The sequence below is a fragment of the Chryseobacterium sp. UNC8MFCol genome, assembly GCF_000482305.1.
GTDB lineage: Bacteria > Bacteroidota > Bacteroidia > Flavobacteriales > Weeksellaceae > Chryseobacterium > Chryseobacterium indologenes.
The window spans coordinates 121640-137857 of the sequence record NZ_KI535291.1; the positions used below are offsets into that span (position 1 = coordinate 121640).

Annotated in this window: 14 protein-coding genes; 9 read left to right on the top strand and 5 right to left on the bottom strand. The window is 37.8% G+C overall.

Annotated features, from left to right (window positions below; translation table 11 throughout):
- The first annotated feature begins 2 nt into the window (after positions 1 to 2).
- The 9 genes from traK (at position 3) to M030_RS0118340 (ending at position 7220) form a co-directional block, all read left to right on the top strand.
- A complete protein-coding gene (traK, locus tag M030_RS0118300) occupies positions 3 to 626 on the top strand; it encodes a conjugative transposon protein TraK (RefSeq protein ID WP_027374823.1) in 624 nt (207 codons plus the stop codon).
- A gap of 55 nt (positions 627 to 681) precedes the next feature.
- On the top strand, positions 682 to 963 hold the full coding sequence (locus M030_RS0118305) for a hypothetical protein (RefSeq protein WP_002981471.1): 282 nt from the start codon (positions 682 to 684) through the stop codon (positions 961 to 963).
- Complete coding sequence (gene traM / locus M030_RS0118310) at positions 944 to 2278, top strand: conjugative transposon protein TraM (protein ID WP_027374824.1); 1335 nt, start codon at positions 944 to 946, stop codon at positions 2276 to 2278. The genes M030_RS0118305 and traM overlap by 20 nt, the downstream gene beginning before the upstream one ends.
- Positions 2279 to 2323: 45 nt before the next feature.
- Positions 2324 to 3184 (top strand): conjugative transposon protein TraN, encoded by an 861-nt coding sequence (gene traN / locus M030_RS0118315; protein ID WP_228375283.1) that lies wholly within the window; start codon positions 2324 to 2326, stop codon positions 3182 to 3184.
- A gap of 46 nt (positions 3185 to 3230) precedes the next feature.
- Positions 3231 to 3752, top strand: coding sequence for a conjugal transfer protein TraO (locus tag M030_RS0118320; RefSeq protein WP_228375285.1), 522 nt, complete (start codon positions 3231 to 3233; stop codon positions 3750 to 3752).
- Positions 3753 to 3767: 15 nt separating this feature from the next.
- A complete protein-coding gene (locus M030_RS0118325) occupies positions 3768 to 4244 on the top strand; it encodes a DUF3872 domain-containing protein (protein ID WP_027374827.1) in 477 nt (158 codons plus the stop codon).
- 280 nt (positions 4245 to 4524) lie between these two features.
- Positions 4525 to 5283 carry a helix-turn-helix domain-containing protein gene (locus M030_RS0118330; RefSeq protein WP_027374828.1) on the top strand — a complete coding sequence of 253 codons (759 nt, stop codon included), beginning with the start codon at positions 4525 to 4527 and terminating at the stop codon, positions 5281 to 5283.
- Positions 5284 to 5407: 124 nt separating this feature from the next.
- A complete protein-coding gene (locus M030_RS0118335; protein ID WP_027374829.1) occupies positions 5408 to 6934 on the top strand; it encodes a DoxX family protein in 1527 nt (508 codons plus the stop codon).
- Positions 6935 to 6980: 46 nt separating this feature from the next.
- Positions 6981 to 7220 carry a hypothetical protein gene (locus M030_RS0118340; protein WP_155860277.1) on the top strand — a complete coding sequence of 80 codons (240 nt, stop codon included), beginning with the start codon at positions 6981 to 6983 and terminating at the stop codon, positions 7218 to 7220.
- Between the two features lie 27 nt (positions 7221 to 7247).
- Here the strand turns inward: M030_RS0118340 and M030_RS0118345 are convergent, their stop codons facing one another.
- The 5 genes from M030_RS0118345 to M030_RS25055 form a co-directional block, all read right to left on the bottom strand.
- Positions 7248 to 9728, bottom strand: coding sequence for an alpha/beta hydrolase family protein (locus tag M030_RS0118345; RefSeq protein WP_027374831.1), 2481 nt, complete (start codon positions 9726 to 9728; stop codon positions 7248 to 7250).
- Positions 9729 to 9730: 2 nt separating this feature from the next.
- Positions 9731 to 11104, bottom strand: coding sequence for a RagB/SusD family nutrient uptake outer membrane protein (locus M030_RS0118350; protein WP_027374832.1), 1374 nt, complete (start codon positions 11102 to 11104; stop codon positions 9731 to 9733).
- 11 nt (positions 11105 to 11115) lie between these two features.
- A complete protein-coding gene (locus tag M030_RS0118355) occupies positions 11116 to 14190 on the bottom strand; it encodes a SusC/RagA family TonB-linked outer membrane protein (protein ID WP_027374833.1) in 3075 nt (1024 codons plus the stop codon).
- Positions 14191 to 14349: 159 nt separating this feature from the next.
- Positions 14350 to 15246, bottom strand: coding sequence for a FecR family protein (locus M030_RS24485; protein WP_051585169.1), 897 nt, complete (start codon positions 15244 to 15246; stop codon positions 14350 to 14352).
- Positions 15247 to 15339: 93 nt separating this feature from the next.
- Entirely contained in the window at positions 15340 to 15825 is a 486-nt protein-coding gene (locus M030_RS25055; RefSeq protein ID WP_185097401.1) for a sigma-70 family RNA polymerase sigma factor, read from the bottom strand.
- Positions 15826 to 16218: the final 393 nt, after the last annotated feature.

Genomic DNA, 16218 nt, shown 5'->3' on the forward strand with positions numbered 1-16218 from the left:
TTATGGAATTCAGAATGCTAAGAAACATTGAAAATAGTTTCAAACAGATTAGGCTTTACGCGATTGTCTTTGCTGTATTGTGCCTGAGTATAACAGCATTTGTGGTTTGGAAGTCTTATTCTTTCGCTGCATTGCAACGTGAAAAGATTTACGTATTGGACAATGGAAAGTCACTCATGTTGGCACTTTCTCAGGATGCAACAATAAATCGACCTGTTGAAGCCCGTGAGCACGTCAGAAGATTTCATGAGCTATTCTTTACGCTGGCCCCTGATAAGGCTGCCATTGAAAGTAATATGAAACGAGCTTTTGATCTTGCTGACAAAAGTGCCTTTGATTACTATCATGATCTGTCCGAAAAAGGTTATTATAATCGGATCATATCAGGAAATGTGCAGCAACGTGTAGAAGTAGACAGTGTGATCTGTGATTTTAATTCGTACCCATATTCTGTAACTACCTATGCTAAACAGTTCATCATACGATCGAGTAATCTTACCCGAAGAAGTCTTGTCACTTCGTGTAATCTGCTTAACAGTGTGCGATCTGATACCAATCCACAGGGCTTCCAGATCTTAAAATTTTCAGTCCTTACCAATAAAGATGAGGAAGTGATAGAGCGGTAGAGAAAATTAATTCTCTCCATAAAAGGGGGAGGCGTTATGGTTCAAAATTTAGAAAATGAAAAATATTAGAACAACAATTGATAATGAGCTTGAGAAGCTCGATCTAAGATGGCGGAATTTACCCGTCCGCAAACAGATCAGATATGTACTTTATCTATTCGCATTCTATCTGCTTATGGGCGTAGGTGTGCTGGTCAAGGTATTTTATGATCTGGGAAAAGGGGATAAAATCGATATAAGCCATATTGAGGTGCCCGCAGTAATTCATAATGAATCTTCTTTGAAAGATTCTGTTAGAAATCCTAAAACTATACACAATGGAAGAGAAAGAGAATAAGAGGATCAGTTTAATTGTGGATGAAGATTCTACAGAAAATCCGGAAAGTAGTTCCTCAAAAAATGATAAGCTTAAAAAGCCCATCATCTTTGGCCTGATGGCCATTGTTTTCATCGCCTGTCTTTACTTAATATTTAAGCCTAAAAATAGTGGTGGGGAAAATAAAGACAAAGGTTTAAAAAATGCCGTGCCCGAGGCAACGGATAAAGGACTGCAGGCCGATAAACAAAAAGCATATGAAAAAGAGATGGTTGAGGAAAGGGAAGCCGCAAAGCGTAATTCCCTGATGTCTTTGTCAGATTATTGGAGTGGTGCAGACACATCGGTTAACGGTGAAGCTCCAGTTTCGAAGATTATTGCAGGAAACTCTGGGGGATATGGGATCGGCGGTGCACAGAATAGTTCGTTGAGCAGTTATCAGAATGCACAGCAAACTCTGGGCTCTTTTTACAGGGATGATGACCGTGAGAAATTGGCGCTGCGCAAACAGGTAGATGAACTCAAAGATAGGCTTTCAGAAAAAGATGTCCCGCAGGCACCTACCTATAAGGATCAGCTCGCATTAATGGAAAAATCATATGAAATGGCTTCGCGCTATCTTCCGTCAGCAAATGCGGTACCCGCGAGCACTACGGTCAATGTTGGTCAGAATTTGGATTCAACTCCAGTTAAAAAAAATGCTTTACCAGGCAGTAAAGGGAAAACCGAAAGTTTGAAGGGTGTTAAAAAAAGCGTTGTCTCAGCCCTGTATAGGGAAGAGGACGCATCGGAGATTTTAAACGGGATCGCAGAGCGTAACATGGGCTTTATAACGCCCGGACAGGTTACCCAGAGCGATATTGTCAGCAACAGTATACATGCAATGGTGATGGAAACAAAAACATTATCAGGCGATGGGTCACTAAAGTTGAGGCTATCCGAAAATGCAACCATTGGCGGACATCATGTTCCCAAAGGAACCGAACTGGTTGCCGATACCAAATTTCAGGGAAACAGGCTGCAGCTAAAGATCAGCTCAGTTGAAGTATCCGGAAATATAATTCCCGTTGAAATTCTTGTTTACGGCACGGACGGTCAGCTCGGGTTACTTGTCCCACGAACAGATGAGATCAATGCAGCAGGAGAAATCGCGGCTAACATGAGCCAGAGTTCAGGAATGAATATTTCGATGTCACGTTCTGCGGGCCAGCAGGTTGCCAGTGATCTGAGCCGGGGCCTGATACAGGGAGTTTCCGGCTTTTTTTCTAAGAAGCTAAGAGCTGTTAAGGTTACAGTGAGATCAGGGCATCCGGTACTGCTGTTGACAAAAAAGTAATATAACAACAATAATAATACTATGATATCAATCAAAAATATACTTATGATCCTGCTTTTTGTATCACTGTTCATCAAGACCTTTGGACAACAGTCTCTTGAAGCGGGAAGGGTCGAACCTTATAGGCTGGAAGTTACCTATAATAAAACCTGTCACCTGATTTTTCCGGTAGCGATCAGGTACACAGACCTGGGATCGAATTATCTGATTGCGGAAAAAGCTGAGGATGCGCAGAACGTCCTTCGTATAAAGGCAGCAGTTAAGGATTTTGCAGAGGAAACTAACTTTACCGTTATTACGGAGGATGGGCAATTTTATAGCTTTAATGTTATTTACAATGCTGATCCATATACCTTGAGTTACGATCTAAAGAAAATGAAAAATGACCTTGAGCGTGAGGAAGGAAGAAACGTTCAATTTGAAGAGCTTGGCTTTAATCCACCTTCTTTAACAGAAGTTGTACTGAAGACCATATATCAGCAGAATAAAAGATATGTCCGTCACATCGCTTCCAGGTCGTATAGAATTCAGTCGCTTCTCAAAGGTATTTACGTCCATAACGGTAAGTTTTACGTCCATCTGGAAGTGAAAAATAAATCGAACGTACCTTTTGTAGTAGATTTTTGTACTTATAAAATCGAGGATAAACAAATTGCAAAAAGGACGGTTTCTCAGGAAAAACAATTAGTTCCTTTAAGGCAGTATCCAGGTCTTGATGTAATCTCAGATAATTCGATCGCTGGCAATGTGATACTTCTTGATCAGTTTACAATCACCGATGAGCAGGTACTTCGGATTGAAATTTTTGAAAGGAATGGAGCTAGAAACCAGGTGCTGGAGGTTGAGAATTCGGACCTGGTTGCCGCTAAGCCCGTATCTGAAATGAATATCAAGGTTAATCAATAAGCAGAGAAGCATGAAACAGTATATCATCTTTTTAGTACTAGCCATTATGAGCAGTCCATTGTGTGCGCAGCGCATGGTGTATAAACAGAAATCTTTGGAAATTAATACGGGACTTCTAAATACAGAAAGGGTAGGCAAAGATTTCTATTTAAATCTGACACTCAACAGTTTTGCAAAACATGGCAACTACTGGATCTGGGGACTGGAATATCAACGAAAGACCATAGATTACAAAAATTGGGAAATTCCTTTGGAGGACTTTCTGGGAGAGATAGGGTATAGTAAGAAGCTTCTATCGGATGCAAGGAAAGTTATTACGCTAAACGGAGGTGTAACAGCAGTTGCAGGCTATGAATCTGTCAATAGGGGCGACAGCATACTTTTTGATGGCGGCCTTCTAAAAAACAAAAATGGATTTGTTTTTGGGACGGGCGGCCGATTGTCGCTCGAGACGTATCTTTCAGACCGAATCGTATTTATGCTGCAAGGTCGTATAAGGGTTTTATGGGGAACCGATCTTGAGCGGTTTAGACCATCGACGGGCATAGGCTTACGTTTTAACTTTTAAAAATCAGAGAATAAAATGAAATATATATTTAATACGATGAAAATGTCGATAGGTTCGGCTTTTCTAGGCTTTATTGCCATTCTTGGTATTACATTACTTTCCGGTTGTGAGAAAGAGGTTTTGGATGTGCAGGAGGTTTTTCCTTTTGAAGTGAAGGTGATGCCTGTTCCAAAGGAGATCGGGATTGGTGAAAGTGTGGAAATACGCTTTTCCATAATTTCCTCTGGAAACTATACAAATAATACATATCGGCTAAGGTATTTTCAAAATGATGGGCAGGGCAGTTTAAATTATGCGGGATATAAACCTTATTTGCCAAACGATCTTTATCCGTTGGGAGAAAAAGAATTTCGCCTGTATTATACATCAGAATCTTTAGTTTCACAACAATTTGACGTGTGGATAGTTGATAGTTTTGGTAATGAAAAGCAAATTTCTTTTCAATTCAATAACAAAAAGCTAGGTCCGATCATTATTGGGCCGGTTAGATAATTTGTTTTCATAAATTTTGTGATATTTGTAAAGCAGAAACCATACACTACCAGAGTGGAAGCATGCTTGTTAGGACAGCCATTAGGCTGTCCTTTCTTGTTACAATTAATAGTTTGGCGATTAAGTTCGGGCACATTAAATGTGATTTGTACATTATTATTTCATTATTATGGTAAAAAGATTAAATTGACCATACGATAGACCATATATTACACTATACGGAAACTTATTTTATTGCTGAAGCTGACATCGGTCTTTTAAGATAACAAAATAAGATACAATGAATTTCTACATCGTCGCATTATTGGATGCTTTAGCTGAGCAAAATCTATCTATATTTTGCAAACTAAATTTTGTGAAGTCCGCAGTCCTTTTTTCTGATCTGCATGTAATATCTAAGCATTTTAAAGTCGTTACTGATTTTTATTTTTCTTTTTTAAAAAACCTTGAATTCATACCGGAAAATGCGTTTACCAAAGATCATTTCGGCTATTACAGCTTTGCGGAAGATAATGGTTATGATCGGTCGATTAAAGAGGTGGTACGTAATCTTAACCAGACTAGGCCTGCATTTAATGATGTATTTCCGGTTCAAGTTCGTTATACGGATCAAAGTAATATGCATTTGGTAGTAGGTTTATGCCGGGCAGAGAGTGTAAAGAGGGGCTTTTTGCATCTAGTTGATCTCAATTTACCTAAAGAGGAAATTAAAAACACCCCTCAAAATGTTATTTATGTTAAGGAGATAGTGAAATCCTATAATCCCAATAATAGCCAGACGTTAAAGGAATTTATTGAAAGCCAAGGATATAATTATAGTAATTTTCAACGTGACTGTAAAATTTGCTTTGGCGATTCTTTCTACAGTTTTTGGTTAAAGGGAAAAATGCTGGATGCTGTAGGCGATATTATATTTACACCGATGAGCTTAAAGGAAGTGGCATTTAAAAACAGATTTCTGGATTATCAGAATATGTATAAAGCTTTTACGCGTCATGGCGTCGGTCTGACAACAATTCCTCGATTAGCTAATTTATAATTCTTTTAGTTACTATTGTACATACTTTTGTTGCATATTGGTATAAGTTTATTGCATATTGGTATATAATTGTTAATATTGTCAATATTTATTTTTAGCACAAGACCGAAATTTGTCATAATCAATGCCAGCGATTATGATAAGCTTCATAAAAAAGTATTTTGTACAGACGGTAAGCATTCTTCTTGCATTGCTTTTTATATATGCTGCTGCCAGTAAGTTGTTGGACTTTGCAAACTTCCAGGTACAACTTGCTCAGTCTCCTTTATTAAGTGCGTACGCAGGAATTATATCATACCTGATCCTGATAATCGAATTTGTGGTAGCAATTGCGTTATGTTTGCCCGCTAGCAGGCTTCTAGGGTTATACGCATCACTGGCATTAATGATCGCTTTCACTATTTACATCTACCTCATATTGAATTATAGTGATTTCATACCCTGTAGTTGTGGAGGTATACTGGAAAAATTGGATTGGAAAGAACATCTTATATTCAATATTTGCTTTGTTTTATTATCTTTTGGTGCAATCGTGGCGCTCAGTAGGAACAGCGGTTTTAAAATGCGTACAACTTTAGCTTTTACGACTATTACAACTGTGCTGAGCTGCGGAATTGTAATTTTATTATTTCTAGGGTCAGAGCACATTGTGAAAAAGGAAAATAATTTCACAAGACGCTTCCTGGTTCATCCAGTTATTGAAGAAAAAAAGATTCTTGACCTGGGCAGACCTGACTATTATTTTGCTGGTTATGATGATGAACATATCTATCTTGGAAATAGGATCTTTCCGCAGATTTTGACGACCGCAGATACAGCACTCAATAGCATGCAGTTAATGAAGATCGAGCCAGACAATATGAACCATAAATTTTCTAATTTGAGGTTGCAGGTCAATAATGGATTTTACTATTTTTATGACGGTACTATACCAATAATTTACCGTGGTAGATTAGGAAATCCACATGCTAAAACTTTAAGTTTTCAAGATGCCTATTTTAATCAGCTTATTGTTTTGGATTCAGCACGGTTTGCGCTGAGAACACAGAGCAGCGCGACGAAACAATTTACACTGGCACTCCTTGATCTAAATTCAGACCCTAAGATAAAGTTATTTCCAGAGCATTTAAAAAAGCAGATCGATGGTGTGTTCGATGTAGATGGTAACATAACTTATGACAAGTCTCAGAACAACTTGATTTACACCTACCTCTATAGAAATGAATACCTAATTATGGATAATCGGCTTAGGTTAAAGAATACGTTCAATACTATTGATACAACACGTATTGCCCAGATCAAAATAACAAAACTTGCTGACGGTAGACACAAAATGAACGCACCCCCATTGAAGGTAAACCGTCAGAGTGTTGCATTCGGTGGAGTACTCTTTAACCAATCTGATCTCATGGGTAAGCTTGAATCGAGGGAAGCTTGGAAAGCCGCGAAGGTGATAGATATGTATAGAACCGACCGACAGGAATACATTGGAAGCTTTTACATATATAATAAAAAGGAGATGAAAATGCATGATTTTTTGATAACTGAGAAATATATGTATGTTCTACGTGGAGACGAAGTGGTAAGGTACCGCATTCGCGATATTATCAAAAAAAATTACGTAAGAGGGGAAGCCGAAAACCTCCACTAAGAGTAGGCAGAGAAATTATAAACAAATTAAGATGAAAAAATTATTATTGCCTGCACTCATTGTAGCAATGGGTGCCGGAGCAGCAGTTGCCGGAAACATGGCAAAATTTAACGAAACAGCTTATCGCTTTGATGAAAGCCAAGGTCTGTGTATTGAGACCGAACAAATGTGTGGTGAAGAGGAAACCAATCCTGTTTGTACCTGGTCTGCTGATAATTCTGTGGACTTGCAAAGATTTATCAGTCCAACAGAATGTGGAAAGGTTCTGCACGAAATCTTACCTTAGACGTTGGCTTTAAATGTGAAAGGGATGCTATGTAGCATCCCTTTTAATTTCTTTTTCGATCCAAGGAATATTGGTTTTATTTTTTAGAAAATAATCCCACCATTCAAGTGATCTTCTGTTCATATCCATACTTTCTTTGGTATTCCATCCCAGATCATGTTCTCGCTGTTGATAGAATAGTGCGATTGTAGGAAGATTGTTCCGCTTTAGTCCCATAAAGAATTCCATAGCCTGTTCAGCAGGTACAATATCGTCTTTAACACCGTTCCAAATCAGAACAGGCGCTTTAACCATTTCCACGTAATTTATTGGACTGTTTTTTAGATAAAGTTGTTTATCCTCCGAAAAAGGTTTGTTCATTTCATACTGTCCGGTCTCAAATCTGGTGTGATTAGGCTTTTGTTCATGATAATCATAGGAAAAATAGCGGGAAGTTATATCACTATATCCTGCACCTGCAATAAAAGCGGCGAATCGGTCGGAGTGCGTGGCAATAAAATTGGTTTCATATCCGCCCAGGGAATGGCCCGTCAGTCCAATTTTATTTTTATTAATGGCAGTGTATGTGGATAAGGCATCGAGTGCGCTATTTATACAGTCCAATGCCGCAAGACCAGGTCCTCCACCATCAAAGACGATATCCGGTTCATACACAAAATAACCATGTTCCAAAAGGGTACGTCTATTTACGCCTGTAGGTTCATTTGCTGGAAGGGAATAAAAATTGGATAGCGTGCTTTTAATTTGATAAATGTAAACCACCATTGGGTATTTTTTACTTTGATCATATCCTGTGGGATAGTAAAGGACACCCTTCAAAGGTATTCCAAGAGAATTTTTATATTGTATAATTTCCTGTTTTAGAGTTTGTCCAGTCTTATCCTTAGTAGTAAAAATTTCGATTTTCTTTTTGCTTCCAGCTTTCAAAGAGAATATCTTGGGTGCCATATTGTAGTTCTCTTCGATTGTTACTAAATTCTTCAAATCTTGGTCGTACTTAATGTCCTTAATCCGATTTTTTGTTGTAGGAATGACAGTTTTTATTTTGGCTTTGTAAAAAGAACTGTAAGTACTGCTATTTGAAATTTTATTTACTGTTCTAATCAAAAGTGGACGTTTACTGCTAAACATATTCATTTTAAACCCAAACACAGGATTCGTGGTTCTTCGCTCAGCATTTAAAATTCTAGCCTCTTGTTCTTTTGAAATTCCAGCTGGGAATAGTGTTTGGCTTTTTATGTCAAAAATATAGACGTCATTGGAACTTTCAAATAGGATGTTTTTAAAATCCTCGGAAAACGTAGGATTCTGTAAACTTTGATTATCAATAATTATGTGTCTGTCAATTTCTACTTCATAGAGGTTCCATTTTTGATCTTTTGGGTTTAGTGCGATAATAAAACGGCCGTCAGAGGAATGTACGATGTCCTTTGTAACCTGATGAAAAATTTCGGTAAAAGTTCCCCTTAATGTATCATATAGTTTCAGATTAAGGAATGGATGAAATGTTAGATTCTTAAATTCCTCCAATGGATTAAAAGCCAAAACATACCTCTCACTGTCAATGTTACTGTAGATTGGATAAGTGTTGGGTAACTGATATGTCCTGTTTGTATCCTTGCTCCATAGATAATAAAGGTAGTCTGTTGATCCTGCCTGTTTAGCGCCTAGATTATTATCTCTCCCGTACCATATATCTAAAAAATTCTCCTTAGATGGTTTTCGTCGACTTGCGAAGGTAATAAAATATGCCTTACCATCTTTAACCGGAGATACTTCAACGAAGTCAGCTTTTTGTGGCTCAATACCTGATAATATTGTTTGTTTTCCATATTGCGTATCAATAAATACCAGCTGCAATTTACGGGTCTTCGGATCTGTTATGCAGAGAATGAGATCCTTGCCAGAAGGAGGGAACAACATTTGCGTAATTTCCTTTTGGGTTTCAAACAAAATTACTTTTTTATCACTATCTATGCGTGCTACTTTATTTATTGTTCCTTCTTTAAAATTCAGAAATAATAAATTTTTTTTGTCTGTTGTAAACATTTGGCTATTTGCCACTGATTGCAATAATTCATTCGCTGAACCATACAGTTTAAATGTTCCACTTTTATCCATAATGAGGTACTGATTTAGTTCAAAAAGGATATCTGCAAATCTCACATTTTCATATTTAACCGTTGATTTCTTATGTAAATTGCTATGCTGTGCTATTCCATTTCCGTAGGAGAATAAACTGCTGTTTTTTAAGAACATATTATTTGGCATTTTAAGTATGGTTGCCAGCTGGTTATTTGTTCTGTTGGCGTCCAATACTACCGCGGTATCGCTGTTGGTCGAATATATTTTTCGCATAGCCACAAAGTTTGTATCGGGCGAATAGGTAAGGTTATTTATGGTGTGATATCTTGATATCCATTGCTGTAAAGTATCATAAGTAACCTTAGATTGGCCGTTCCCTATAATATTTAGAAGGATTAATAGAAAAATTAATATCTTTTTCATAATCAGTATCCGGTATTTTGTGGGTTCAGATTAGGATTTAGCAATAACTCTTTTTGCGGCAAAGGCCAAAAGCTATGGTAACTTTTCCAATTTGTTTTAATGGGTAGAAGGTCATTTAATCTATTCATCCTTTTAAGGTCGAGGAATCGATGCCCCATTTCAGTAAAGAATTCTTTTCTATTTTCTAATAGGATTTCATCAAGTAAGCTCTGTTTTGAAATCGGCATCACAAGTGCTGACAATGTTGCGCGTTGTCTTGTTACATTCAGGTAAGGAAGTGCGTCAGCTATTTTATCCTGTTGGGCAAGCGTTTCCGCTAAAAGGAGATACACCTCCTCTAATCTAAATACAACTGAAAATTCCGAAGTATTATTTGTAAGTGCCTTATATTTTGCGGCCCTGTACCATGTATTTTGTCCTACAGTAACAGTTGCCATCCACTGATTTTTACGCTGGTCGGCAGCTGTGAAGATGTTTACCAAGTTCTGGGATAACGCATAATTGGAAGGGGCTGCCCCTGTAAAATAATAGGCAGTTACTTCCTGGGTTGCATCGCCATTGTTTTTTGGTTTTAATTGCCACAGAATATGTGATCCACTTTTTGTAAAAACCTTGCTGAGATCATTTTCAGGTTGATAAAGGGAGCTTTGAGTTATAGTTCGCAATAAAGTTTCAGCATTATTCCATTTGGATTGTAGCATATAGATTTTTGCAAGCATCAGCTGCGCAACCTTACGGTTAGGAATGATCCTTTCTGTACTTCTGTAAGCATCAGTAAGTAATGATATGCTGGTGTTGAGATCATTTTCCAATTGGGTCAGCACTTCTGATGATTGGATTTTTGATAAGGATTGATTTATCTGATAATCTGTTGAAGTAGGATAGGGAATATCGCCAAAAATTTGTTGTAGGTAGAAGAACAGTATTGATCTTACCAATAGTGCTTCACCTTTGATTCGCTGCTTTTCAGTGGCAGGAATTGTTGTAGATTTTTCTGTCCCTTCCAATATGGCGTTTGATACATACACCAATCTGTATGCTGAGGCCCAGTATGTACTTATTGCAGCATTGCTATCAATCTGCTGATTTTGAAAAATATCGTAAAGTCCCGTCGTAGAATTTGTTCCATAATAGGTAAGGTCGTCCGTATAACTTCCCAGTAATCTACCTGTTTGGTTCCCAGCGAGCGGTGAACTGTTCCATAATCCAGCGTATAATTCAGCAAGTGCAGCATGAGCTGTCTGCACGGTCTCAAAAACGGATTCAGTAGGAATCTGGTTTTCGGGCACGTCTACTTCCAGGATTTTTTCACATGATAAACTAACCTGTAGTAGTAAAATCGCCAGTATTGTATATATAAATATGTGTATTTTCATTTTGAGATATTTTAAAGATTTAATTTTAAACCAAATGAGAATGTGCGTAAAGGCGGGAGGTAGCCAATAGTTGTGAATTCCGGATCAATGCCAAAATACTTTGTCCACGTGATGAGATTTTGGCCTTGAAAGTATATCCTTATACTTCTGAATGATGTGTTTTTTAAAGGGATATTGTAAGCTAATTCTACATTTTTTAGCCTGATAAAGGACCCGTCTGCTACAGATGCCGTACTATTCTGGAATATTGAATGGTTAGGCGATGCATTGGCCTTATATGGCTGATAAAAGCCAGCCGGATTTTCTGGCGACCAGACATCCAACGCTTCGACTGGAAGATTGTTCATTATCCCCGGAGAAGGGATGATGTAGTTGTAATTTCTACTTTTCTGTTTTACAAACTGAAATAAGAAAGAGAAATCCCAGTTCTCATAATGTAAGCTGCTGCTTAAACCGCCAAAGAAATTTACTCCGATGTTTTCAACTATTTTGGCATCGTCCGCAGAAGAGATTTTGCCGTCTCCATTGTAGTCTGTGAAAATATAAGTCCCGGTTTTAGGGTCGATTCCTTCAAGATTAAATAACTTAACAATTGAGGTTGGTTGGCCAATAACATAGGTATTACTATATGTTGAGCCGTCTAGTCCCGGAAAAGAAATTAGTTTATTTTTGGGAAAAGTTATGTTAAATGAAGTTTCCCATTGGAATTTTCCCTTGGAAAATGGTCTGGCATTCAATTCAAATTCCCATCCGGTATTCTGCACCGTGGCATCCAAGTTCGCAAGTACAGAGGAAAAGCCAGTCATTGTAGGTAGCTGGTAGCCCACTAATTGATTGGATGAACGGTTGCGGTACCAGGCGGTATTAATATTTACTTTATTCCTGAATAATCCCACTTCGATTGCAGCTTCAAGTTTCTTGGTTTTTTCCCAACTGAAATCGGGATTGAACAGGCGGGAAGGGAGCAGACCTGTTATACCATCGTAAATGGATGAAGAGACGGTATAGGTATCCAGATACCCATAATCACCAATATTGTCGCTACCTGTTGTTCCAAAACTTCCACGTAATTTTCCAAAACTGAGCCAACTCGAATTTTTCAGAAAATTCTCCTCGGAAAATAGCCATGCTGCACCTACCGCGCCAAAATTTGCAAATTTCTTATTTGGTCCAAAACGGCTTGATCCGTCACGCCTACCGGTGATATTCAGGATATATTTTTTATCAAGTTGGTAATTTACTCTTCCAAAAAATGCGACATATCTGTATTGCGTGTTGTATTGATCTTCGATTGTTTTTGTTTTTGCTGCGGATATATTGTGGATTAGTGCATTACTTTCGAAGCCTGTACCGCTCATTGAGCCATAAGAGTTGTTTTCATTTTGAAATGTACCTCCTACCAAAATATCAAGGGCATGTTTTTCATGGCTGAATTTCCAGTTAATCTGTGGTTCCAGGATATAAGATAGTCTATTCTGATTGTTTTTGGAAGCCTTTGAATAGGCACTTGACTGTCCGGTTACATACGCAGGATTATAGATGGTATTTGGACTGATATTCCATTCCTGAAAAGCTTGATAATTAACCCCTCCACCTAGTTTTAGTATGATATTTTTAAACAGATCATATGCGATGTTAAGATTTGTCAGATACTGGATGTTTTGGTTCGAGTATGTAGCATTGTAAGCTGCAACGGGATTGCTCCAGGTATTATTCTCCCAATTCAGTGTGCCATCATCATTGTAAAGGGCAGGTGCATTTGGAGATAGAGAAAATGCACTTCGGGTGATGTCCGAATTTATAACATTGTTTTTTTGAATGCTGAACATATTTGAAACCGCAAGATTCAGCTTTTTGTCTTTTGACCGGTGTGCAATATTAGTGGTGATACTATTTGTGGTATATTTAAAATCATTGCCAAAAACAGTGGACTGTTCATTATGCCCCAAGCTTAGAAGAAATGATGTTGTTTCACTACCACCTGTTAATTGTAGTTGGGTATTGGATGCGGTTGCTGTATTTCCTATTAAACTTTTAGACCAGTCAGTGTACCTGTCCGTTTTCCATGTACCATTAACGTCATAAGCATTTGCTGGATAAGTGCTGATTCCACTATTGAAAAATGCCTGCCTCCGCATACTGAGATATTGTTCAGTATTCATCATTTTCAATCTCGACATTACGTTACTGAGTGCGTATGATAAGTTTAATGACACGCTTAGCCTGCCTGATTTACCCTTTTTCGTTGTGACGAGAATGACCCCATTTGCACCGCGGGAACCGTAGATTGCGGTCGCATCCGCATCTTTTAGCACCTCAATACTCTCGATATCATTCGGATTGATACTATTTAAAGGGCTGATACTTGACATAGGCAAAATGGCAGATGTAAATCCAAACGTTTTCACTTCATTACCTATTGGAACGCCGTCGACAATATACAGCGGATTGTTGCCATCACTTCTTAACGAGTTTTTACCTCTAATCTGGACTTGAAAGCCACTGCCAGGAACACCACTGCTCTGCACAATGCTGACCCCGGCCATACGTCCCTGTGCTGCTGCCAGCACATTTGATATAGGCTGGTTTTCGATTTCTTTAGCGCTAACTTTAGCAATACTTCCGGTTTGTTCTTTTTTGCTGACCTTATAGTATCCGGCGTTCAGGATAACTTCATCAATAACTTTTGTATTATAGACTGTGGTTGTGGTATCGGCTTTAGCAAGTATAGGGGATGAGTTTTCGATAGTTGCCGAGGTTGATTTATTTTTTTTCGGCCTGATGATAACGCTATTATTGTCGATAAAAGTTTCGACAGGAACATCCCTCAAAATTTTATTAAGGCAGTCCATTACCAGTTCATTTTTACATTTAGTTGGCTGAACCGAATAATCCTTAAGATCATCGTTTGAGTAAATCTTATCTTTTACATTTTCTGATAGAAATTTCCCTACAGCTTCTGATGCAGTTGTTTTTCCAGTTTCAAAATTTACCCTCTTTGTGAAGAGTTTTTCTTGGGCATACAGCCCTTGGCAGCGTATTGATAAGAAGAGAATCAATAGTACTGCTCTGCAAAGTTTTTTCATTATTTTTGCATTAGTATTTATAATTAATAATCAATCGAACAATTATTGGTTGAATACTTCTTGGCCGACGGTTGCACCCGTCGGTCTCTTTATTGTATTCTTCCACACCAGGTTCATTAGGAGTACGGAATTAGGGCAGGAGTATGGATTGCCCATAGTCTATTCCTCCAATTGAAATGTTTTATCATTTATTTTTGTGGTTTTTAGGTTCAGTTTGAGTGAGATGAGTCTTATCAAATCCGCTGCTGTGGCTTTTTCTTTTGTAGCACTAATTTTTGAATTTGCAACTGCTGGCGGGAACCGAATTTTTATGCCGTAGGTATTTTCTAAAATTTTTATGGCATTAGAAAGTTCTAAATCAGTTAATGAAACAGTCGCCGAGTTGTTGGTTTGAGATTGACCTGTACTTTTAGTATCAACAATGGTCGCAACATCTTTTGAGCCTTGATTGGAGAAGGTTTCTTTTGGATGTAGAATAAATGTTTCCGCTGGTTTTTCAGTTTTTATTACCTGCACTTTGCCCTCATACAGATCAACATTGAAGGTTTTTTTATGCTGAGAAATTTTAAAAACTGTACCCAAAACTTTTGTTTCATAAAGTCCGGCATGTACGATGAAGGGATGATTTTTGGATTTGGTTACATTAAAAACTGCATCCCCTGTGAGAAAGACATCTCTTGTTGCTGCTGGAAATGATTTCTCGACCGCTAATATAGCTCCCTTTGCCAAGATAGCTGTTGATCCATCCTTTAAAGTAACTTTCAAATCATCATGATATGCCCTATATACATCAGGTAGAAGGAGCGTTCTGTAGGCTATTATACTAAAAATAATGACCAGGGAAGCGGCGATCAGCATGGAAGAATAACGGAACGTCTTTCTCCTTCTCTTTTGTGCTTCATGTGCTTCTATTCTCGCATAAAGTTTTTGATGAAACTCTTTTGCTTCCTGCACTGTAGGAGGCTCTATATCTGCGTCTGAATCATTTGTGAGGCTATCCCATAACTCTTTTGCTTCATCTATCGCAGTTGGTTGGGAGTGTTTTCTCCTGTTCATAATAAAGGGCTTTATTATGTATACCCGAAAACGGCAATAATAGCCCCCCATGTAAACACAACTTTAACTGAAATTAACTGATTTTAACAAAATTTAAGAATGGTTTTGATGTTCTCGAAGAAATATAAGTGCCTTTCCGATCTGTTTTTTTACAGCTTTAGTAGATAAATTGAGTTGTGTTGCGATTTTTTCCTGAGTAATGCCCTCATACTTGTTCATGGTGAAAATTTTCCTTCTTATGGGAGGAAGCTGGTCAATATTCAACTTCAAAAGTTCGAGTTCTCTGTCTTTTTCAAGCTGAGCCTGGAGCATTTCGGCAGAGTCATCGGGTAATTGGAGATTACTTAGTTCTGTGGTATAAGGTTGCTTATTCAGATTCGTGAAGTATTTTGAAATCTCCTGAACGCAAGTTTTTACGATTGCACTTTCAGCGTTGCGCTGGGTAAGTGAATTCCTGTAGATCCATAGATGAAAAAAGATATTCTGCATAACGTCGAATACATCATCGCGGTCTTTGACTTTTCGGGCCACCATAACAAAAATGCGATTCCAATATGTATCATAAATTTGCTGAAACATAAGATCATGATTGTTTGTATGACGTGAAAATAACGGCATTCTAGGTTATTTAGGATTTTCGCAGTTCTACAAATTTAAGTATAATTTATTAAAATTGTCTATTTTAGTAATATATTTGCATTTTTGTGGTGTGAACACTTAACTGAATTATACTTTATCGGCGATTTTAACCATTTATCAGAATTTTTGAAAGCTATATCATATTTTAGTGATAATAATTATCGTTTATAAAAATATTTATATCTTAGCACCCTAAATTTTATCGAAAATAAAGCGTAAGCTGTCAAAAAGGTTTGAGAAAACTGCGAAACTTCCAAATAACCTCCTATTGACAGACTTACGCCTGTGCATCGTCATACGGGCATGGGCTAGGTCGTCATTAGGTTATGGGTT